Raw genomic sequence first — 18,579 nt, 5'->3', positions numbered from 1 at the left:
CCCTCCCCCTAGGCTCAGTTCGCGGTGAAGCGGATCGGCACGTGCTTGGGCCCGCACACGAAGTTGGAAATCGTGCGCTCGCCCTTGCCGGCCAGTTCGACCGATTCCAGCCGCTTGAACAGTTCCTCCCACAGGATGCGCATTTCCATCCGCGCGAGGTGCTGGCCCAGGCACACGTGGACGCCATAGCCGAACGCGATCTGCGGGTTGCTCTCGCGATCGATGCGGAATTCGAACGGGTCGGCCCAGACGCTCTCGTCGCGGTTGGCGGATTGATAGGACAACATCAGCCAGTCGCCCGCCTTGATCTGCTGCCCGCCGATTTCGCAGTCCGCCACGGCGCTGCGCATGAAGTGCTTCACCGGCACTTCCCAGCGGATCGATTCCTCGACGAAGGCGTTGATCAGCGACGGGTCGGCCTTCATCCGCGCCAGCATTTCCGGCTTTTCCGCCAGCGCCCACATCGCCCCCGCCGTGGTGTTCGACGTGGTGTCATGGCCTGCCGTGGCGGCGATGATGTAATAGCCCATCATCTGCCGGTGATTGAGATACTCGCCATCGATCTTCGCGTTGGCGATCAGGCTGTTGATGTGGCTGGTCGGGTTCTCGCGGAACTTCTTCGTCACGGCGGCGAAGTAGTTTTCCAGTTCCATGGTGGTTTCCCACAGGGACTTGAGCATATCCTCCGGCGAGAGTTCCGCGCGCGCGCGGTTCAGTTCCGGGTCGGCGTTGTTGAACAGTTCCTGCGTCAGCTTCAGCATGAACGGCTCATCCTCCTGCGGCACGCCAAGCACCGTCATGATGACCCGCAGCGGATAGAGGAAGGCGACGTCGGCGGCAAAATCGCACTGCCCGTCGAAGCTGAGCATATGGTCCACGAATTCTCGGGCGATGGCGCGGATCTGTTCCTCCAGCGGCTTGATCGCACGCGGGGTGATGTGCGGGAATACGATCCCGCGCAGGTCCTTGTGCTCCTTGCCGTCGACCGACACCAGGCTGCGGATCAGGTTCGGCTCCCCCCCGGTCAGCATCTGCACCCGCGCGTTGCCTTCGATGTTGGTCAGGAACGTGGACTTGTCGCCGTTGTGGAAGATGTCGGGCTGACGCTCGATATCCTTGATGTCGGCATGGCGGGTGACGACCCAGAACGGCTCGAACCCGTCCAGCTCCGCCTTGTCGAGCGGCGCGGTGGCGCGGATCTGGCGGAAGGCCTCATCCACCAGCTCGCGCTGCGAATAGGCCTTGGGATCGATGATCGTCTGCGCAAGTTCGACGGGCAATGCCATGGGGGAAGCGTCCTCTGCTGAATCGGTGGCTCATGCACCGGTTATGGCGTGAGGGTATTTTACAGTTGGTATACGGTCAACAACTAAGTTAGAGTTGCAAAGCAGCCCTGCTTGGGGATTAACGACGACGATGGACATGCCCGTGCGCGATACCCTGCCCCCCCAGCGCCGCTCACAGGCGGAGCGGCGCGCGCAGTCCGAGCAGCGCCTGCTGGACGCGGCGGCACAAATCATCGCGACCGAGGGCTATCTGGCCGCCACGCTGGAGCGGGTGGGCGAGCGCGCGGGCTTCAGCCGAGGGCTGGCGAGCCGCAAGTACGGGTCCAAGGACGGGCTGATCGAGGCGGTGATCTGGCGCGTCTCCGCCCATGTCCACGAACAGGCGGACGCCGCGATTGTGGGCATTGCCTGCCCGCTGGAACAAGTGCTGGCGCTAGCCGACCGGTTCGTCGAACTGGTCCAACGCGACATTTCCGTCCGCGCCTATTTCGTGCTGTTCAGCGCGATGATCGCCAACCGGCTGGAAACGCGCCCCGTGTTCGAAGAAGTGCAGATCCGCTTTGGCGAGCGGCTGGAAGCGCTGATCGTGGCGGCCCAAGCTGCGGGCAAGGTATCCCCCACCCTGCCCGCGCAGCACGCCGCGTTTATGCTGGGGTGCCTGCTGGCCGGGGTGGCGATCGAAACCACGATGGGCTTCGACCGCCTTGCCGACCCTACCGCCGTCCGGACGGACCTAACGGCAATGCTGCGACGGGCGTTAGGAGGTTAACCCTCGAACGCCACCCGCAGCCGCAGATAGGCGGAGCGCCCCGCCCCCGGCAGCCGCGCGCCCACGGCGACATCGCCGAAGCCGTTGCGGTTATAGCCGGACAGATGCTCGACATAGTGCCGGTCGAATAGGTTCTCGACCCCCGCATCGATCCGCACGCCGTCCCTCAGCACGACATGGCCGTGGAGCGCGGCAGTGACATAGCCGGTGGAGCGCTGCTCGCTGTTGGTCACTGACACCCGGTTCTGCGCGGCCACGCCTTCGCCTTCCAGCGACAGCCCCCAGTTCGGCCCATCCCAGCCCAGCGCCAGCCGCAGCGAGGCAGGCGCGATGCGATAGAGCGGATCGGCAATGTCCACCCGCCGGCCGCGCACCCAGCTGGCGACGCCGTCCAGCCGCAGCGGTCCGGCCAGCTTTGTGCCGAACGCCACGTCCGCGCCCCACAGCTGCGCCTCGACATTGGCGAAGCGCAGCGGGGTGGCATCGCCGCTGGCCGCCGCGACCATTTCGACCGGCGTGTCGAGCACCCCCGGCGTCGCGTCATAGGCGACGCCCTGGATGTAATCGTGCACCCGCCGCCAGAACACTGCCGGGCGGGCATAGGCGCTGCCATTCGACCAGTCGAACCCGGCCTCGGCCAGCCATGCGCGTTCGGCCTTCAACTGGACATTGCCGACATAGATGTTGCCATCGGCCAGCCCGCCGCTCGCCTCGGTCGGCAGCCAGCTGAACCGTTCGACCAGGCTGGGCACGCGGGTCTTGTGCGCCAGCGTCAGGCGCGGGGTGAACGCGCCGAGATCGGACCACAAGCGCAGCGCACCATCGACCGTGGTGCCGGTCCATTGCCGGTCCGCCCCGGCAAATGCGCGGGCAAGGTTGGCCGGGCCCATCGGCACGCCGGGGCCAAAGCGCGGGGCATCGGTCGCGGCCCTGTGCGCATCGACGCGCCCGCCCGCTTCCACTTCCACAGCGCCCAACGCGCCGCGCCACTCGGCATAGCCGCCGACCCGGCTGGAACGCGCCTTGTCGAGCGGGAAGATCGAGAACGCCGGGCTATTGGGGTTATAGAGCTGGTACTGCTTGTCGACATGCTCGAAATCCGCGCCCAGCCGGATGTGGCGGGCCTCGGTCCCGATCTCCAGCGCAAGGCCGGTGCCGAGCGTGCGCGCGGTGGTGTCGGACTGGCGCGTTGCGCTCGGCGCGGGCGCGGGGCGCAGGCTGTAGTTGTTCATCCGGTGCGCCACCCCGGCATAGTGCGCGTGGACGTCCAGCCTCACGCCGTCCGCCAGATCGCCCTTGAAGCCCGCGCGCAGGAAATCGGTGTGGAAATAGACAATGTCCATCGCGAACGGCGGATTGCCCGCGCGCCCGGTTTCCTGCCGCCGGTATTCCACGCTCAACTCGCCCGGCCCGGCCCGCAGGCCCGCCTGCACGCCATAGACCGCGCGGTTGTAGGACGTGCCGCCGATCCGCCCGCCCGGAAAGCGGGTGTCGTCGCCCTCCTCGCGGCTGGCGAACACGCCGAGGCGCACGCGATCATTGGCAAGGCCTGCCAGCCCGCCAATGGCAAAGCTGTCATCGGCGGAGCGGTATTGCGCGGTGGCATCGAGTTGCGGGGAAAGGCTGCCCGACTGGCCGAACCGCACTTCCTTCAGCGTAACGTTGACGCCGCCGCCCAGCCCCGGCCCGTCGCGCACCGGGGAAATCCCGCGCGCCAGTTCGATCCGGTCAACCAGCACCATCGGCGCATAGTGCATCGCCGGGTCCATCGCGTTCGGCCCGCCGCTGGCGAAGTGCTGGCCGTTGATCCGCAGCAGGATGCGCTCACCAAACATCCCGCGCAGCTGGACCTGGCCGGAAAGCACCCCGTTATCGACCAGCGCCGCGCCCGGCAGGCGGGCAATGAACGCAGCGGCATCGGGGGCGGTGGCGGGCTGGCTGTCCGCCGTAATGGCTTCAGCGGTGGGCGTGGTGGTCAGACGCGGGGCGGTGACGACGATGGTGCGGGCATCGGCATCGGCCTCATCGGCGAATGCGGGCGCGGCAGCGGCCAGCGCGAACAGGCACGCCGAAGCGCGCAGCAGGGAATGGAATGGCATGAAACAAGTCCTGATAATCGTATGAACGTGTTGCCCGCGCGGGTGGCGGGCAGAGGCAGGGTTCAGGCGATTGCAGGCGGTCCGGTCTGCGGCGGGGGCGGCGCGGCCAGCCCCTGCCCGATGGATACATCGGCGGATGGGTGCGCGGGTGCGACCCTGATTGGCAGCGGCTGCACCAGCGCAGCGGCTTGCGGCAGATCGGCCAGTCCGGCCAGCGCAGTGAAGGAACAGGGGGCTTGCTTGCCCTCATGGGGATCGGGCGAGTCGTCGCCCAGCGGGATCGTGACGAACACCTGACCGCCACTGGCATCGGCGCAGAGCGCGACGGTCAGTTCGCCGCCGTTACGCTCCACCATCCAGCCGCCGGGCACCGCGACGCGCAGCGCCAACACGGCCGCCAGCAGCAGCGCGGCAGCGGGGCGATGGTGGTGCAGGAATGCGCGCCAGAACGTCATCGCCCGCGCCCCTACGCCTGCCGCGCCGCGCTGTCACGCCTTATCCGTTGCCCTGCCCGCGCGGCGACGATAGGCTACGCGCAACAATCGTTCAGCCGGAGAAATCATTCATGCTTCGCCCCACGCTCGCCCTTGCCGCCGCGCTGCTGTCTGGCACCAGCGCCCTCGCCGCGCCGACCTATATCCACGCGGGCCGGGTGATCGCGGTGCCGGGCCAGACGCCGCGCGGGCCGACGACCATCGTGGTCGACGAGGGCAAGATCGTGGCCGTGCAGGATGGCTATGCCCCGGCCCCGGCAGGCGCGGATACCATCGACCTGAAGAGCCGCACCGTGCTGCCCGGCCTGATCGACAGCCACACACATTTGTCGTCTGACCGCGCGGGCAACGAAGGCATCACCGCATTCGTGACCGACAGCCTGCCGCTCAATGCGCATGAAACCTACTGGAACGGGATGAAGACCCTGCGCGCGGGCTTTACCACGGTGCGCAACCTGGGTGACAGCGACGGCAAGGTGCTGGCGCTGAAGGAAGCGTCGCGGCGCGGCTGGGTGCTGGCCCCGCGGATCGTCGATGCGGGCGAATCGATTTCCACCAGCGGCGGCCACATGGACGGGCGGGTTGGCATGGCGGATCATGTCCACGGCCTGATCGGCACGGAAAACCTCTGCGACGGCGCCGATGATTGCCGCCGCGCGGTGCGCCGCCAGGTCGGGCGCGGGGCGGACGTGATCAAGTTCGCCACCACCGGCGGGGTCAATTCCGGCACGGGCCTGGCCACCCGGATGTTCGAGGATGAAGCGCGCGCGCTGGTCGAAACCGCCCATGCCTATGGCCGCAAGGTGGCGGTCCATGCCCACGGCGCGGAAGGGATCAAGCTGGCGGTGCGGGTCGGCGCGGATTCGATCGAGCACGGCACGATGATCGACGACGAAATCGTCAAGCTGATGAAGGAATACAAGACGTTCTACGTCCCCACGCTCAGCACCGTGAACGGCTATCTGGAGCGGCTCGCCGCCAATCCCAACGCCTATCCGCCCGCGATCAAGGCGCAGATCGACTGGCGCATCGGCGTCACCGGCAAATCGCTGGCCAAGGCCTATCCGGCGGGCGTGCGGATCGCCTATGGTACCGATGCGGGCGTATCGAAGCATGGCCGCAACGCCGATGAGTTCGAGCTGCTGGTGAAGTTCGGGATGCCCCCGGTCGAGGCGATCAAGGCCGCCACCGTCAACGCCGCCGAACTGCTGGGCGTGGACAAGGAAACCGGCACGATCGAAGTCGGCAAGGCGGCCGACATCATCGCGGTCGACGGCGATCCGCTGACCGACGTCAAAGTGCTGAAGGCGATGAAGTTCGTGATGGCGCGCGGCAACGTGGTGGTCACGCCATAAAAAACGGCCGGGTGTTACCCCGGCCGTTTCAGTTTGATCCGCTCGGCGGTCATCGCTTGCCCTAGGGCGAAGTGAATCCTGCCGCCGCCTTTTCAAGGTCGCGCACATGGCGGGCCTCGGCGGTTTCGGCGGCGCGGGCAGCCATGGCCTCCCACGCTGCCGCGGAGCGCAGGGCGCGCTCGCGGACGTTGTCGAGCGTGCAGACTGCCGCTTCGGCCCGGGCTTCGCCGGCGCGGGCAAGATAGAATTCCTGCGTTGCCATGTTTCAGCCTTTCAATGGAGCCGCGCGGCGGTGCTGCGCGCGCTGGATCAGGCGGCCGGGCGCAGGTTGGTTGCGCTCATCTTGCCACGGCGATCTTCGGTCAGGTCGTAGCTCACGCGCTGATCCTTATCGAGCGTGTGGAGACCGGCGGCCTGCACTGCGCTGATGTGGACGAAAGCGTCGTTGTTGCCGTTGTCGGGCTGGATGAAACCGAAACCCTTGTCCTGGTTAAAGAACTTGACCGTGCCGGTGGTGGATGAAGTGTCGGACATAAACTCTATTCCTTGCGTCGCGAACCCGAACGCCGGGTCGCTGGGCCATAAGTTAGCTAAGGCAGGAGAGAGGAGCGTCTCGGCACCAAAAACCGTCAGTGGCAACCGATAGCCCGACCCCAGTGGGCGCTTTGCGGGCAAATAGCAAACGCCATCTTCACAATGGCGGAAATCAGCCGCCGGTGAGGAACGCGACGAGCGCCTTGACCTTCTTTTGCCGCCACTGCGGCAGCGGCGCGACCAGCCAGTAGGCCCGGCGGCAGGGTTCCGATTCGGGCAGATCGGCCAGCCGCCCCTGCGCGTGCCAGCTATGCGCCAGCAGCGCGGGCACCCGCGCCTGGCCCATGCCCGCAATCGCGGCCGCAAAGGCCTGGCCCGCATCGCCCACGGTCAGCGGCGCATCGGCCCCGTCTCCGGCCGGAGCGGGATCGCCCGGCCAGGCGATCCAGTCACCCGCGCCGATGGTCACGCGCTGCGCGTCGGCCAGTTGCACCCCTTCCAGCTCGCCCGGCCCTTCGGCCCAGCGCACCGCGAGATCCAGGTTCGCCTCGGTAAAATCGGCGTCCTCGCCATCGATCAGGCTGTAGCGGACTTCGGGATTGGCCGCGCGGAACTCCGCCAGACGCGGCGCCAGCCAGGCGGCGAAGAAATCGCGCGGGGCGGCAATCGTATAGACATGGCTCGATTGCCCGGCCTGCATCGCCTGCACCGCGTCCTCGAAATGCAGGAACCCGGTGCGCAGCGCTTCCAGCCCGGCCGAAGCCTCATCGGTCAGCTCCAGCCCCTTGGGCGTGCGGCGGAACAGCACCACGCCCAGCACGTCTTCCAGCGCGCGGATCTGCTGGCCGACGGCGGCCGGGGTCACGGCCAGCTCGTCCGCCGCGCGGGTGAACGACAGGTGCCGCGCCGCCGCATCGAACACGCGCAGGGCGTTGAGAGGCAGGTGGGTGCGCTTCATGCGCTCTCCCTATGGCGGGCAGCGCGGCGGGGCAATGGGATTCGTCGGCCCGTAGCCGGAGCCGCCGTCAGCCCGCCGTGGCGGGCGCGGCCAGCGGGAAGAACGGGATCGCCGCCTGAAACAGCGAGCCGTCCTCGCGCCGGAAGGTATAGTGGCCTTCCATGCTGCCATGCGGCGTCGTCAGCGGACAGCCGGAGACGTAATCGTGGCTCTGCCCCGGCTGGAGCAGCGGGGTTTCGCCCACCACGCCCTCACCCTCGACGAAGTTGACCATCCCGCGCCCGTCGGTGATCCGCCAGTGCCGGGTGAGCAGCTGGATCGGCTGATCCGAACCGTTCTCGATCCGGATGTGATAGACCCAGAACCACTTGCCCGCCTCGATCCGCGATTGCTCAGGCAGGAAATTGACCGCGACCCGCACGGTCACGCCCTCGGTCATGGCAGCGTGTTGGAACAGCTCCTTCATGGAACCCAAGGTAACGCCTGCCGCCCGCCCCGACAATGGGGCGAAAGGGCAATTTGCTTCCGCAATGGCAGTGCGAAACCTACAGCCCCGCCTGGCGCAGCGCCTGGTCCAGGTCCTCGATCAGGTCCTGCGGATCTTCCAGCCCCACGTTCAGGCGCAGCATCCCGTCGGTCACGCCCATTTCGGCGCGCGCCTCGGCGCTGACCGAATAATGCGTGGTCGACGCGTTGTGGCACATCAGCGAGCGCGAATCCCCGATGTTGTTGGAAATGTCGATCAGGGTCAGCGCATCAAGCAGCGCAAAGGCCTGCGCGCGGTCCTCCACCTCGAACGAGAAGATCGAGCCGCAGGCATCCATCTGCTTTGCCGCCAATTCATGCTGCGGATGGCTGGCAAGGCCCGGATGGTTGATCTTGGGCACGCGCCCTTCGAGGAACTGCCCGACCTTCAGCGCGTTCTCGCTCTGCCGTTTCACGCGCAGGTCCAGCGTTTCCAGACCCTTCAGCACGACCCAGGCGTTGAACGGCGAAAGGTTCGGCCCCGTGTTGCGCTGGAACGGCAGCAGCACGTTGTTGATGAAATCGGCCGAGCCAGTGACGGCCCCGGCCAGCACCCGGCCCTGCCCGTCCATCAGCTTGGTCGCGGAATAGGCCACCACGTCCGCACCGAATTCGATCGGGCGCTGCAGGGCCGACGTGCAGAACGCGTTGTCGACCACCGTGGTGATCCCATGACGGCGCGCCAGATCGCAGACGAACTGCAGGTCGACAATGTCCATTGTCGGGTTGGCGGGCGTTTCGAAGAAGAACACCTTGGTGTTGGGCCGGATCGCGGCTTCCCACTGGGCGTTGTCGCGCGCGTCGATGGTCGTGGATTCGATCCCGAAGCGCGGGAACAGTTGATCGACCAGCCAGCGGCACGAACCGAACGCGGCGCGCGCGGCGACCACGTGGTCGCCCTGGCTCAGCTGGCACAGCAGCGCGGTGGTCATCGCGGCCATGCCCGTGGCCTGCACCCGGCACGCCTCGGCCCCGTCCATCAGCGCGATGCGTTCTTCCAGCATCGCCACGGTCGGGTTCTGGAGGCGGGAATAGGTCATCCCCTGCTCCTCGCCCGCAAAGCGCGCGGCGACAGTGGCGGCGCTGTCGAACGTGAAGCCCGACGTCATGAAGATCGCCTCGCTCGTCTCGCCCTGCTCGCTGCGCCAGGTGCCGGCGCGCACGGCCTGCGTTGCGGGGCGCCAGGTGCGGGTGATCGAACGGTCAGTTCCGGTGGTGCGTTTCATAGTGCGTCCGGCTCTAGGAGCGCGGCCGCAGCGGTGCAAGGGGCGTTGCGCTCGGCGCGCGCGCGCTCTAATCCCGCTGCCCATGGGCCGCAGCATGACCGCCGAACGGGATCCCGCCGACTGGAGCGCGGTGATCGCCGTGTTCTTCCTCGCGCTGGTGTGGTGGCGCCTTGGCATCCCGTCGCGGATCTATTTCGACGAGGTTCACTACGTCACCGCCGCGCGGCACTTGCTGGACTGCACGCGGTTCAATCCCGAACACCCCATGCTGGGCAAGACCGTGCTGGCCGGGGCGATTGCCTGGCTGGGGGACAAGCCGCTGTACTGGCGCGCGCCCTCCGCGCTGGCCGGAGCCATCGGCCTGTTCGCCTTCGCCCGGCTGATGTGGTTCGCCACCCAGCGCCGCGCGGTGACGCTGGCGGCGCAATTCCTGCTCGCCACCAATTTCCTGTGGTTCGTCGAAAGCCGCATCGCGATGCTCGACATGGTGATGGCGATGCTGGCGATGGTCGGCCTGTGGCTTTGCGTCAGTGCGCTGCGCTGCCCGGCATCGGCGCGCTGGCGGTTGGCGGGCGGCGGGATCGCGCTGGGGCTGGCGCTGGGCGCGAAGTGGAGCGTGGCGCCGCTGCTGGTGGTGCCGGGACTGGTGTTTGCGCGGCTGAAGCTGGCCGATACCGGCAAGCGGTTCCTGTGGGCGAAGGATGGCGGCGCGGTGCCGGGCATGTCCCTGCCCGAAGCCGCGCTGTGGCTGGGGATCGTGCCGCTGGCGGTCTACTGGCTGACCTTCTGGCCAGCGTTCCACTGGACCAGGCTGCCGGTCGATCCGTTCGATCCGATCGGCTGGCACCAGTACATGCTGCAATTGCAGGACAGCGTGGTGAAGCCCCACCCCTATCGCAGCCAGTGGTGGCAATGGGTGATCAACCAGCGCGCGATCTGGTATCTGTACGAGGTGGTGGACGGCGTGCAGCGCGGGATCGTGCTGATCGGCAATCCGCTGACGATGCTGGCCGGGCTGCCCGCGCTGATCTGGTGCGTGTGGACCGGAATCCGGCATGATCGCCGTGATGCGCTGGGCTTTGCGCTGCTCTATCTGGTCAGCCTGGCGTTCTGGGCGCTGTCGGGCAAGCCGGTGCAGTTCTATTACCACTACCTGCTGCCCGGCACCTTCCTGATGGCCTGCCTCGCGCTGGCGCTGGAAGACGCGTGGGGCCGCGCGGACCGCTGGCGCTGGCTGGCCCCGGCGGTGCTGGTGGGCAGCGCGGCGTTGTTCGCGTGGTTCTATCCGATCATCTCCGCCGCGCCGCTGTCTGGCGGCAAGATGAGTTACGAACAATGGATGTGGCTGCGTAGCTGGCGCTGAGCCGAATGATCTCCATATTGCGGGTCAAACAGGAGGAATTCGCAATATGACCACACCCAGTGCGCCGCTGACCTTCACGCGTGGCCCGGCGATGGCCAACCGCATGATGCTGGCCCCGCTGACCAACCTGCAGAGCCATCCCGACGGCACGCTGTCGGATGACGAAATCCGGTGGCTGACGATGCGTGCGCAGGGCGGCATGGGGCTGGTGATGACCGCCGCCGCCCACGTCCAGCGGCAGGGCCAGGGCTTTCCCGGTCAGCTGGGCATCTGGTCCGACGATCACCTGCCGCGCCTGACGCAGCTGGCCGATGCGATCCGCGCGGGCGGCGCGCTGTCATCGGTGCAGCTCCACCACGCGGGCATCCGCTCTCCCAAGGACCTGATCGGCGAAGCGCCGCAAGGCCCGTATGCCGATGAAGCGACCGGATCGCGCGCCCTGACCACCGCCGAGGTCGAACACCTGCGCGATGATTTCATCGCCGCCGCCGTCCGCGCCGAACGCGCCGGGTTCGACGGGGTCGAGATTCACGGTGCGCATGGCTATGTGCTGGCCCAGTTCCTCGATGCGGACAACAACCAGCGCACCGATGGCTATGGCGGCGACTTCGCAGGCCGTGCCCGGATCATCCGCGAAGTGATCGACGGCGTCCGCGCCGCGACCCGGCCGGATTTCCAGGTGGGCCTGCGCCTCTCGCCCGAACGCTTTGGCATCCGCATGGCCGAGGCGCTGGAACTGGCGCAGAGCGTGATGACCGGCGGCCAGCTCGACTACCTCGACATGTCGCTGTGGGATTGCTTCAAGACTCCGGAAGAGCCGGAGTTTGCGGACAAGCCGCTGATCCATCACTTCACCGCGCTGGAGCGGGGGAACACCCGGCTGGGCGTGGCCGGCAAGATCATGGACGCGGCCAAAGTGCAGGCCTGCCTCGATGCCGGGGCGGATTTCGTCCTGATCGGGCGCGGCGCGATCCTGCACCACGATTTCGCGGCACGGGTTCTGGCCGATCCGACCTTTGCCAGCACCCCCACGCCGGTCACGCGGGCGCACCTCGCCGCCGAAGGGCTGGGCGACGCGTTCCTGAACTACATGGCGACGTGGAAGGGCTTTGTAGAGGGCTGAACCTGTTATCTCCCTCCCCGGCAGGGGAGGGAGACGCGCTCAGTACTTGCCCCAGACGAACTTGTTCGACAGCGCGAAGTTCCAGACCGAGCCCAGCACGATCCCCGCGATCACCGCGACGACATCGTTGATCCCCATGCCCTTGAGCACGGCGGCCGAACCGACATTGGTCAGCAGGCCCAGCGAACAGGTCAGCGCGAACTGTGCCCAGCCCTTCAGCACGGGCCCAAGCCCGCGCAGGCGCTTGTCGGAATAGGTCAGCTCGTTGTTCAGCACGAAGTTGAACGTCATCGCGACCACGGCGGCGACCGTGTTGGCGACGTTGAAGGTCGTGCTTTCGTCCCAGTTGCCGTAGACGAACCGCTCTCCGAACACGAGGTGGAGCATGATCCACAGCACGCCCAGCTGGACGAACACGCCCAGCGCGCCGACCGTGCCGAACAGTGCGAAGCGCGTCGGGATGATGCGGCCCAGCCACTTGTCGTAGAGCCCGACGAGGAATTCGAACACGACCGTCCGGTCGAGCTTGCTCTCCCCCTCGGCGCGGGCGGCGAAGTTCATCGGGAATTCCTTGATCCGCAGCGGCGCTTCGACCGTGGCGAGAATATCGAGCAGGATCTTGAAGCCCACGCCCGACAGGCGGTGGGCATCGGCGCGCAGCACTTCGGTACGGAGCATGAAATAGCCGCTCATCGGGTCGGACAGTTCGACGCCGGTCACCTTGTTGGCGATGCGGTTGGCCAGGTTCGATGCCTTGACCCGGTCGGGCCGGCCCCACTCCTCGGTGCTCGACCCTTCGGCAAAGCGGCTGGCATAGGCCAGGTCGTGGTTGCCGCTTTCGATCGCGGCCAGCATGCCGGGCAGCAGCGCCGGATCGTGCTGGTGGTCGGCGTCCATCACGGCGACCACCGGGGCGGCGGTGGCGCACATCCCCTCGATCGCGGCGGAGGACAGCCCGCGCCGCCCGATCCGCTGGATCACGCGCACGCGCGGATCGTCCTGCGCGATGGCGCGCGCCTCATCGGCGGTGCCATCGGGGCTGTTGTCGTCCACCACGATCACTTCCCACGGAATGCCAGCCAGCGCGGCATCCAGCCGCTCGACCATGCCGCGCAGGTTCTTGCGCTCGTTGAAAGTGGGGAGGACGACGCCAAGCCGCAGGGTCATGGTTACAGTCTTTCGAGAACCGCATCGCCAATGGCGACCGTGCCATGGCTGCCGCCCAGATCGCCGCCCTTGATACCATCGGCCAGCGCCTTGGCAACGGCCGCCTCGATCCGCGCGGCCGGCGCTTCCAGGCCAAAGCTGTGGCGCAGCAGCATCGCGGCCGACAGGATCGTCGCCATCGGGTTGGCCAGCCCCTTGCCGGCGATGTCGGGCGCGCTGCCGTGGATCGGCTCATAGAGGCCGCAGGTGCCTTCGGCCAGGCTGGCCGAGGCGAGCAGGCCGATCGAACCGACGCACATGCTGGCCTGATCCGACAGGATATCGCCGAACAGGTTGCCGGTGACGATCACGTCGAACTGGCCGGGGTTCTTGACCAGCTGCATCGCCGCGTTGTCGACGTACATGTGGCTCAGCTCGACATCGGGATATTCCGCCGACACCTCGATCATCACATCACGCCACAGCTGCGAGGTTTCGAGCACGTTGGCCTTGTCGACCGAGCACAGCCGGCCCTTGCGGCCCAGCGCGGCCTTGAAGGCGACATGGGCAATGCGGCGGACCTCGTCCTCGGCATAGGACATCATGTCCCAGCCCTGACGGCGGCCATCGGGCAGGGTGCGGATGCCCTTTTCACCGAAATAGACGTCGCCGTTCAGCTCGCGCACGATCAGCAGGTCGATTTCGCGGGCGACTTCGGGGCGCAGGCTGGTCAGGTCTTCCAGACCCTGGAACACGGTCGCGGGGCGCAAGTTGGCAAAGAAGCCCATTTCCTTGCGCAGGCCCAGGATCGCCTGCTCCGGGCGCAGGTGCCGCTCCAGGTGGTCGCAGTCGAAATCGCCGACCGCGCCGAACAGGATCGCGTCCGAAGCGCGGGCAATCGCGATGGTTTCGGGGGGCAGCGGATGCCCCATCGCCTTGTAGGCGACACCGCCGACCAGTCCTTCGGTCAGCTCAAGCCCGGGCAGGTCCAGCGCGTGGAGCACGCGGACCGCCTCACGGGTAACTTCAGGACCGATGCCGTCTCCGGCGAAAACCGCAATCTTCATGGGAATTCCAACGCTAGCTGATCCGGGCCAGCCGCTCGCGCAGCATGGTGCGCGCCCCCATAACACCGCCGCGCCGTTCGGCAAGCGCATAGCGCTCGATCAGCGGCCCCAGCGCATCGAATCCGGCCAGTTGCACGCTCCATTCGGCATTGCCGTCCGGCCTTGGGACAGCTCCATAGCCCAGTTCGCGCAAGACCAGCCCCTCGAACGCGATCATCCCCGGCAGCCATCCGCGCGCCGAGGGCGCGTGGCACACCGCATCGAGCAGCGCATTCAGCGCCGCGTGCAGCGCGGGATAGGGCTGGCGTTCCGGCAAGGCGCTGGCGATCAGCGCACAGGCCCAGCCGATGGCCGCGGCGGGCAGCGGCTCGTTCAGCCACGGCCCCCGGCTGGCCACCAGTTCCAGCCGCGCGAACGGCAGCTGCGCATCGGACCGGGCGCGCAATTCGGCATCCACCACGTTGCCGGGGATCAGCACGGGCCGCAGGTTGCGCCCGCGCCCGCCGGCCACATAGCTCGCGACCAGCCCGTGCTCCGCCGTCAGCAACCGCGCGATGGCAGCGGTTTCTCCGTGGGCGCGAACGGCGCAGACAAGGGCTTGGGCGCGCAACTGCATCAGCGCGGTGTGGCGGGTTTTGGCGCCTTACTCAAGGCGCGCGGCGGAATGCCGGAAGCCTACTTCTTCTTTGCCAGCGCCGCTTCCAGCGCGGCCAGCCGCTCAGCCAGCTTTTCGTTCTCTTCCCGCGCCTTGGCGGCCATTTCCTTGACCGTGTCGAATTCCTCGCGGCTGACGAAGTCCAGCCCGCCCAGCCCTTCCTTCAGGCGTTCGCGCGCGGCATCGCGGGCTTCGCGGCCCATTCCGGCCACGGTTCCGGCGGCGCTGTTCATCAGCTTGGCAATATCGGCGAGCAGGGGGTTTTCGCTTTGCATGGGCGTCAGATGGTCCTGATTGCGGAGCGGTTCAAGGGCCCGCTACTGGAATTCCACCGAGGTTACCGCTTCCCCGCCGGAAGCGCCATCGGCATCGGGATTGAGTTGCAGGAACTGCCAGTTCAGCACGCTCGCGAACAGGACCCACGCCAGATAGGGCACCAGCAGATACGCGGCGAGCGGGCGGACGGCGTGGAACAGGAAGATCGTCCCCGCCAGCGCCACCGCCAGCACGCCCAGCAGGGCCAACGCCGCGCTGATCTGGTGCGCACCGAAGAACAGCGGCGACCATGCCAGGTTGAGCAGCAACTGGAACACGAACGCGAAAATCGCCATGCCGCGCCCCGGCGCGCCGCGCGCGGTGACCACCATGGCCAGGGCAAATCCCATCATCACGTAGAGGATCGACCAGACGATCCCGAACGTTGCCGGCGGCGGATAGATCTCCGGCTTGACCAGATCCGTGAACCACGGATTGCCCGGACCGCTGTTCGCCATCCGTCCAGAGAAGAAGCCCAGCAACAGGACCCCCGGAACCAGGAACAGCGACCAGCGCAGGAACGCCGCTCTCAACTGGCCTGGGGATGCAAGCTCACTCATCGGACACCTACGATTCGGATTGCGACCGGCGCGGATATTGGCGGGCGGATTTCCCTTATGCAATGGTGTGTTAACGCGGCTTAACCGCGCCGGGCGGCGATCAGGAACTCCACGTTGCCCTCCGGCCCCGTGATCGGGCTTTCGACAATCCCCTGCACCTGCCATCTCAACGCTTCGATCCAGCCGCGCACCTCAGCGCAAACCCGTGCGTGGAGCGCGGGGTCGCGCACCACCCCGCCCTTGCCCACTTCCTCGCGCCCGACTTCGAACTGCGGCTTGATCAGCGCCACCAGCTGGCACTGCGGCGCGGCCAGTTTCAGCGGCACATCCAGCACTTTGGCCAGCGCGATGAAGCTGGCGTCGCACACCACCCACTGGCACGGCGCGGTGATGTGGTCCACCGTCAGTACCCGCGCGCTGGTCTGTTCCAGCACGGTCACGCGCGGGTCCTGCCGCAGTTTCCACGCCAGCTGGTTCGTCCCTGAATCGACCGCGAACACGTGCGCCGCGCCCTTGCTGAGCAGCACATCGGTAAAGCCCCCGGTCGAACTGCCGATGTCCATCGCGGTGACCCCGGCCGGATCGAGCCCGAAGTGCTCGATCGCATGGGCCAGCTTGATCCCGCCGCGCGAAACCCACGGATGGTCGCGCCCGCGCACGTCCAGCACCGCGTCGGCCGGCACCGTCTGGCCGGGCTTGGCCACTTTCGCCTCGCCGTGAAACACCAGCCCGGCCAGCACCAGCGCCTGTGCGCGGGCCCGGCTTTCAACCAGTCCACGCTCGACCAGCAACTGGTCGACGCGGACTTTTCCGGGCTTTTTCGCAGGTTTGCCGGTCATGCTTGGTCTATCGGATCAGGCGTTCGCAAACGCGGTTGGGGACTTGTGATGCCCGGCGGCTCATTCCATAGGTAGGCGATGAAGGCAATCGTACCGGCCCATCGCCCCCTGCCCCTTGCGCTCGCCTTGGCCGCCATGGCGCTGCTGGGGTCATGCGCCGCGCCGCCGCCGGCTCCGGTCGCCCCGCCGCCCCCGCCGCCACCCGCGGCCCGGCCCGCACCGCTGCCCCCGCCCGCCCCGGCCGTAAACTGGCGGGACGTGCCGATCACCCAGGGCGACTGGCGCTGGAGCATGGCGGACGGCCGATCGACCGCCACCTTCAGCACCCCCGGTGGCACCGCGCTGGCGCGGCTGACGTGCGAGAAATTCCTGGGCGAGGTGCGCCTGTGGCGCGCGGGCACCAGCACCGGCCACGTCCCGATGGCCCTGACCACCACCACCGGCACCCGCCCGCTGCTCAGCGAACCGCTGGTTTCATCCCCGGACTGGGTGGTTGCGCAGATCCGCGCCACCGATCCGGTGCTGGATGCGGTGGCGTTTTCGCGCGGCCGCTTTGCGCTGGACGTGGCGGGCGCACCGCCGCTCTATCTGCCCAGCTGGCCAGAGATTTCGCGCGTGGTCGAGGATTGCCGCTGAGGGGAAGTTGCCGCCTGCCGAAGCAGGCCGGAAGCCACGATACTGACGCCAAAATAAAACAATGCAAGTCTTGTTGTGCAGTGCGGAATCGGTATCCCTAGGCCCAAGGACGGAGCGGGCTAACCCCCACCGGCCGAGCTTCCGAAAGGGAGCGGCTCTTGGCTCTAACAGCGCGAAAGGAGGTGACCGATGTCTCATGGTTCAGCAAGGAGGTCGGTAATCCGCAGCGCGAGGCATTATCGCTGAGTCTTCTGTTCAGGCGATAGAGGTCTCGTGGGCGGCACTTTCGGGCCGCTGACCATGCGAAGGAACGCCCCCGGCGGCGAACCTTCTCATTCTCAGACTGAAATGGGGCTGCTTCCGGCTGTGCGGAGGCAGCCCTTTTCATTTCGGCCATTTTCAATTTCGCCAATTGGCCCTATCGAGGGACTTGCAAAGTCGGCTTTCCGAAAATTTCACGGGCCTTGCATTCTGTGGAATATTCGTTCAAAGCCCCCGCTCCATAGTTCAAGAGGACCGATCCCATGGCGACTGCCGCCCAGTTCACCCGCCTGCCCCACCCCGCCCCCACGGCGGCAGCGGACCGCGCGGCGGTGCTGGCGGACCCCGGTTTCGGCAAATGCTTTTCCGATCACATGGTGTGCATCGACTGGTCCGAAGACAAGGGCTGGCACAACCCGGTAATCGGCCCGCGCGGCCCCATCGCGCTCGATCCGGCGGCATCGGTGCTGCATTACGCGCAGGAAATCTTCGAAGGGCTGAAGGCTTATCGCACCGCTGACGGCGGGATCGCGCTGTTCCGTCCCGAAGCCAACGCCGCGCGCTTCAACGCCTCGGCCAGGCGCCTCGCCATGCCGGAACTGCCCGAAGACCTGTTCATCGGCGCGATCCGCGAACTCGTCGCCGCCGATAGCGACTGGTTCCCCACGGTCGAGGGCGGCTCGCTCTACCTGCGCCCGTTCATGATCGCGACCGAGGCGTTCCTGGGCGTGCGCCCGGCCAAGGAATACAAGTTCCTGGTGATCGCCAGCCCGGCGGGCAACTACTTCAAGTCGGGCGCGCCCGCCGTGTCGATCTGGATCAGCGACTATACCCGCGCGGCCCCCGGCGGCACCGGCGCGGCCAAGTGCGGCGGCAACTATGCCGCCAGCCTGGTGCCCACCGCCGAAGCCTTTGCCAACGGTCACGACCAGGTGCTGTTCCTCGACGCGGCGGAGCACAAGTGGATCGAGGAACTGGGCGGCATGAACCTGTTCTTCGTCTTTTCTGACGGCACCCTGCGCACGCCGGCGCTGACCGGCACGATCCTGCCCGGCATCACCCGCGACAGCCTGCTGCAACTCGCGCGCGAGGAAGGCCTGACCGTGCAGGAAGACCGCTACAGCCTCGACCAGTGGCGCGCCGATGCGGCGTCGGGCCATCTGGTCGAGACGTTCGCCTGCGGCACCGCCGCCGTCGTCACCCCGGTGGGCAAGGTTGCCGACCGCACCAGCGAATTCACCATCGGTTCGGGCGGTCCGGGGCAACTGACGCAAAAGCTGCGCGCGCGCCTCGTGGCGATCCAGCGCGGCGAAGCACCCGACACCCACGGCTGGGTCACGCGGCTCGGCTGATCCGCGCGGCGCTTTA

At 67.3% G+C, this 18,579-nt stretch carries 20 protein-coding genes; 6 read left to right on the top strand and 14 right to left on the bottom strand.

What is annotated here, in order from left to right:
* Nucleotides 1-14: 14 nt before the first annotated feature.
* Nucleotides 15-1,286 carry a cytochrome P450 gene (locus IE113_RS10125; protein WP_189541035.1) on the bottom strand — a complete coding sequence of 424 codons (1,272 nt, stop codon included), beginning with the start codon at nucleotides 1,284-1,286 and terminating at the stop codon, nucleotides 15-17.
* A gap of 130 nt (nucleotides 1,287-1,416) precedes the next feature.
* Between IE113_RS10125 and IE113_RS10120 the strand changes: the two genes are divergently transcribed.
* The gene (locus IE113_RS10120) at nucleotides 1,417-2,055 is read left to right on the top strand and encodes a TetR/AcrR family transcriptional regulator (protein WP_189541034.1); all 639 of its coding nucleotides are present in this window, start codon (nucleotides 1,417-1,419) and stop codon (nucleotides 2,053-2,055) included.
* Here the strand turns inward: IE113_RS10120 and IE113_RS10115 are convergent.
* On the bottom strand, nucleotides 2,052-4,154 hold the full coding sequence (locus IE113_RS10115) for a TonB-dependent receptor (protein ID WP_189541032.1): 2,103 nt from the start codon (nucleotides 4,152-4,154) through the stop codon (nucleotides 2,052-2,054). The genes IE113_RS10120 and IE113_RS10115 overlap by 4 nt on opposite strands.
* Before the next feature lie 62 nt (nucleotides 4,155-4,216).
* Nucleotides 4,217-4,609: a hypothetical protein gene (locus IE113_RS10110; RefSeq protein ID WP_189541030.1), complete on the bottom strand. Its 393-nt coding sequence runs from the start codon at nucleotides 4,607-4,609 to the stop codon at nucleotides 4,217-4,219.
* 110 nt (nucleotides 4,610-4,719) lie between these two features.
* On the opposite strand from IE113_RS10110, the gene IE113_RS10105 reads away from it, so the two are divergent.
* A complete protein-coding gene (locus tag IE113_RS10105; RefSeq protein ID WP_189541028.1) occupies nucleotides 4,720-6,003 on the top strand; it encodes a metal-dependent hydrolase family protein in 1,284 nt (427 codons plus the stop codon).
* A 61-nt stretch (nucleotides 6,004-6,064) separates the two neighbouring features.
* Here IE113_RS10105 and IE113_RS10100 read toward each other — a convergent pair whose 3' ends face one another.
* The 5 genes from IE113_RS10100 to IE113_RS10080 all read right to left on the bottom strand — a co-directional run bounded on the left by IE113_RS10100 (nucleotide 6,065) and on the right by IE113_RS10080 (nucleotide 9,246).
* A complete protein-coding gene (locus IE113_RS10100; protein WP_189541026.1) occupies nucleotides 6,065-6,265 on the bottom strand; it encodes a hypothetical protein in 201 nt (66 codons plus the stop codon).
* 47 nt (nucleotides 6,266-6,312) lie between these two features.
* Nucleotides 6,313-6,537: a cold-shock protein gene (locus IE113_RS10095; protein WP_189541024.1), complete on the bottom strand. Its 225-nt coding sequence runs from the start codon at nucleotides 6,535-6,537 to the stop codon at nucleotides 6,313-6,315.
* A gap of 172 nt (nucleotides 6,538-6,709) precedes the next feature.
* Complete coding sequence (locus IE113_RS10090) at nucleotides 6,710-7,495, bottom strand: LysR family transcriptional regulator (protein WP_189541021.1); 786 nt, start codon at nucleotides 7,493-7,495, stop codon at nucleotides 6,710-6,712.
* 67 nt (nucleotides 7,496-7,562) lie between these two features.
* On the bottom strand, nucleotides 7,563-7,961 hold the full coding sequence (gene apaG, locus IE113_RS10085) for a Co2+/Mg2+ efflux facilitator ApaG/CorD (RefSeq protein WP_189541020.1): 399 nt from the start codon (nucleotides 7,959-7,961) through the stop codon (nucleotides 7,563-7,565).
* 79 nt (nucleotides 7,962-8,040) lie between these two features.
* The gene (locus tag IE113_RS10080) at nucleotides 8,041-9,246 is read right to left on the bottom strand and encodes a trans-sulfuration enzyme family protein (RefSeq protein ID WP_189541018.1); all 1,206 of its coding nucleotides are present in this window, start codon (nucleotides 9,244-9,246) and stop codon (nucleotides 8,041-8,043) included.
* A 94-nt stretch (nucleotides 9,247-9,340) separates the two neighbouring features.
* Between IE113_RS10080 and IE113_RS10075 the strand changes: the two genes are divergently transcribed.
* Together IE113_RS10075 and IE113_RS10070 are read left to right on the top strand one after the other, a co-directional pair.
* A complete protein-coding gene (locus IE113_RS10075) occupies nucleotides 9,341-10,609 on the top strand; it encodes a phospholipid carrier-dependent glycosyltransferase (protein WP_189541017.1) in 1,269 nt (422 codons plus the stop codon).
* Nucleotides 10,610-10,655: 46 nt separating this feature from the next.
* Nucleotides 10,656-11,732: an NADH:flavin oxidoreductase gene (locus tag IE113_RS10070; RefSeq protein WP_189541015.1), complete on the top strand. Its 1,077-nt coding sequence runs from the start codon at nucleotides 10,656-10,658 to the stop codon at nucleotides 11,730-11,732.
* Nucleotides 11,733-11,771: 39 nt separating this feature from the next.
* On the opposite strand, the gene IE113_RS10065 is transcribed toward IE113_RS10070, so the two are convergent.
* From IE113_RS10065 to IE113_RS10040, 6 genes are all read right to left on the bottom strand, one after another.
* Nucleotides 11,772-12,899 carry a glycosyltransferase gene (locus tag IE113_RS10065; RefSeq protein ID WP_189541013.1) on the bottom strand — a complete coding sequence of 376 codons (1,128 nt, stop codon included), beginning with the start codon at nucleotides 12,897-12,899 and terminating at the stop codon, nucleotides 11,772-11,774.
* Between the two features lie 2 nt (nucleotides 12,900-12,901).
* A complete protein-coding gene (gene leuB / locus IE113_RS10060) occupies nucleotides 12,902-13,945 on the bottom strand; it encodes a 3-isopropylmalate dehydrogenase (protein WP_189541011.1) in 1,044 nt (347 codons plus the stop codon).
* Nucleotides 13,946-13,958: 13 nt separating this feature from the next.
* Nucleotides 13,959-14,561 (bottom strand): DNA repair protein RecO, encoded by a 603-nt coding sequence (recO, locus tag IE113_RS10055; RefSeq protein ID WP_189541009.1) that lies wholly within the window; start codon nucleotides 14,559-14,561, stop codon nucleotides 13,959-13,961.
* Between the two features lie 59 nt (nucleotides 14,562-14,620).
* Complete coding sequence (locus IE113_RS10050; protein ID WP_189541006.1) at nucleotides 14,621-14,875, bottom strand: accessory factor UbiK family protein; 255 nt, start codon at nucleotides 14,873-14,875, stop codon at nucleotides 14,621-14,623.
* A 42-nt stretch (nucleotides 14,876-14,917) separates the two neighbouring features.
* A complete protein-coding gene (locus tag IE113_RS10045) occupies nucleotides 14,918-15,475 on the bottom strand; it encodes a TspO/MBR family protein (protein WP_189541004.1) in 558 nt (185 codons plus the stop codon).
* Nucleotides 15,476-15,555: 80 nt separating this feature from the next.
* A complete protein-coding gene (locus tag IE113_RS10040) occupies nucleotides 15,556-16,314 on the bottom strand; it encodes a TlyA family RNA methyltransferase (protein WP_189541003.1) in 759 nt (252 codons plus the stop codon).
* A 78-nt stretch (nucleotides 16,315-16,392) separates the two neighbouring features.
* On the opposite strand from IE113_RS10040, the gene IE113_RS10035 reads away from it, so the two are divergent.
* Together IE113_RS10035 and IE113_RS10030 are read left to right on the top strand one after the other, a co-directional pair.
* Nucleotides 16,393-16,950 carry a hypothetical protein gene (locus IE113_RS10035; protein ID WP_189541001.1) on the top strand — a complete coding sequence of 186 codons (558 nt, stop codon included), beginning with the start codon at nucleotides 16,393-16,395 and terminating at the stop codon, nucleotides 16,948-16,950.
* Nucleotides 16,951-17,474: 524 nt separating this feature from the next.
* Nucleotides 17,475-18,563, top strand: coding sequence for a branched-chain amino acid aminotransferase (locus tag IE113_RS10030; protein ID WP_189540999.1), 1,089 nt, complete (start codon nucleotides 17,475-17,477; stop codon nucleotides 18,561-18,563).
* Nucleotides 18,564-18,579 lie beyond the last annotated feature (16 nt).

The organism is Novosphingobium arvoryzae, from assembly GCF_014652615.1.
GTDB classification, from domain to species: domain Bacteria; phylum Pseudomonadota; class Alphaproteobacteria; order Sphingomonadales; family Sphingomonadaceae; genus Novosphingobium; species Novosphingobium arvoryzae.
The sequence above is the reverse complement of the archived record's forward strand: the minus strand, read 5'-3'. Positions and strand labels throughout refer to the sequence as shown.

What these genes read in the sequence shown, in the direction of transcription:
- IE113_RS10125 (WP_189541035.1), bottom strand. Translation starts at nt 1,286, where the DNA reads ATGGCATTGCCCGTCGAACTTGCGCAGACGATCATCGATCCCAAGGCC.
- IE113_RS10120 (WP_189541034.1), top strand. Translation starts at nt 1,417, where the DNA reads ATGGACATGCCCGTGCGCGATACCCTGCCCCCCCAGCGCCGCTCACAG.
- IE113_RS10115 (WP_189541032.1), bottom strand. Translation starts at nt 4,154, where the DNA reads ATGCCATTCCATTCCCTGCTGCGCGCTTCGGCGTGCCTGTTCGCGCTG.
- IE113_RS10110 (WP_189541030.1), bottom strand. Translation starts at nt 4,609, where the DNA reads ATGACGTTCTGGCGCGCATTCCTGCACCACCATCGCCCCGCTGCCGCG.
- IE113_RS10105 (WP_189541028.1), top strand. Translation starts at nt 4,720, where the DNA reads ATGCTTCGCCCCACGCTCGCCCTTGCCGCCGCGCTGCTGTCTGGCACC.
- IE113_RS10100 (WP_189541026.1), bottom strand. Translation starts at nt 6,265, where the DNA reads ATGGCAACGCAGGAATTCTATCTTGCCCGCGCCGGCGAAGCCCGGGCC.
- IE113_RS10095 (WP_189541024.1), bottom strand. Translation starts at nt 6,537, where the DNA reads ATGTCCGACACTTCATCCACCACCGGCACGGTCAAGTTCTTTAACCAG.
- IE113_RS10090 (WP_189541021.1), bottom strand. Translation starts at nt 7,495, where the DNA reads ATGAAGCGCACCCACCTGCCTCTCAACGCCCTGCGCGTGTTCGATGCG.
- apaG (WP_189541020.1), bottom strand. Translation starts at nt 7,961, where the DNA reads ATGAAGGAGCTGTTCCAACACGCTGCCATGACCGAGGGCGTGACCGTG.
- IE113_RS10080 (WP_189541018.1), bottom strand. Translation starts at nt 9,246, where the DNA reads ATGAAACGCACCACCGGAACTGACCGTTCGATCACCCGCACCTGGCGC.
- IE113_RS10075 (WP_189541017.1), top strand. Translation starts at nt 9,341, where the DNA reads ATGACCGCCGAACGGGATCCCGCCGACTGGAGCGCGGTGATCGCCGTG.
- IE113_RS10070 (WP_189541015.1), top strand. Translation starts at nt 10,656, where the DNA reads ATGACCACACCCAGTGCGCCGCTGACCTTCACGCGTGGCCCGGCGATG.
- IE113_RS10065 (WP_189541013.1), bottom strand. Translation starts at nt 12,899, where the DNA reads ATGACCCTGCGGCTTGGCGTCGTCCTCCCCACTTTCAACGAGCGCAAG.
- leuB (WP_189541011.1), bottom strand. Translation starts at nt 13,945, where the DNA reads ATGAAGATTGCGGTTTTCGCCGGAGACGGCATCGGTCCTGAAGTTACC.
- recO (WP_189541009.1), bottom strand. Translation starts at nt 14,561, where the DNA reads ATGCAGTTGCGCGCCCAAGCCCTTGTCTGCGCCGTTCGCGCCCACGGA.
- IE113_RS10050 (WP_189541006.1), bottom strand. Translation starts at nt 14,875, where the DNA reads ATGCAAAGCGAAAACCCCCTGCTCGCCGATATTGCCAAGCTGATGAAC.
- IE113_RS10045 (WP_189541004.1), bottom strand. Translation starts at nt 15,475, where the DNA reads ATGAGTGAGCTTGCATCCCCAGGCCAGTTGAGAGCGGCGTTCCTGCGC.
- IE113_RS10040 (WP_189541003.1), bottom strand. Translation starts at nt 16,314, where the DNA reads ATGACCGGCAAACCTGCGAAAAAGCCCGGAAAAGTCCGCGTCGACCAG.
- IE113_RS10035 (WP_189541001.1), top strand. Translation starts at nt 16,393, where the DNA reads ATGAAGGCAATCGTACCGGCCCATCGCCCCCTGCCCCTTGCGCTCGCC.
- IE113_RS10030 (WP_189540999.1), top strand. Translation starts at nt 17,475, where the DNA reads ATGGCGACTGCCGCCCAGTTCACCCGCCTGCCCCACCCCGCCCCCACG.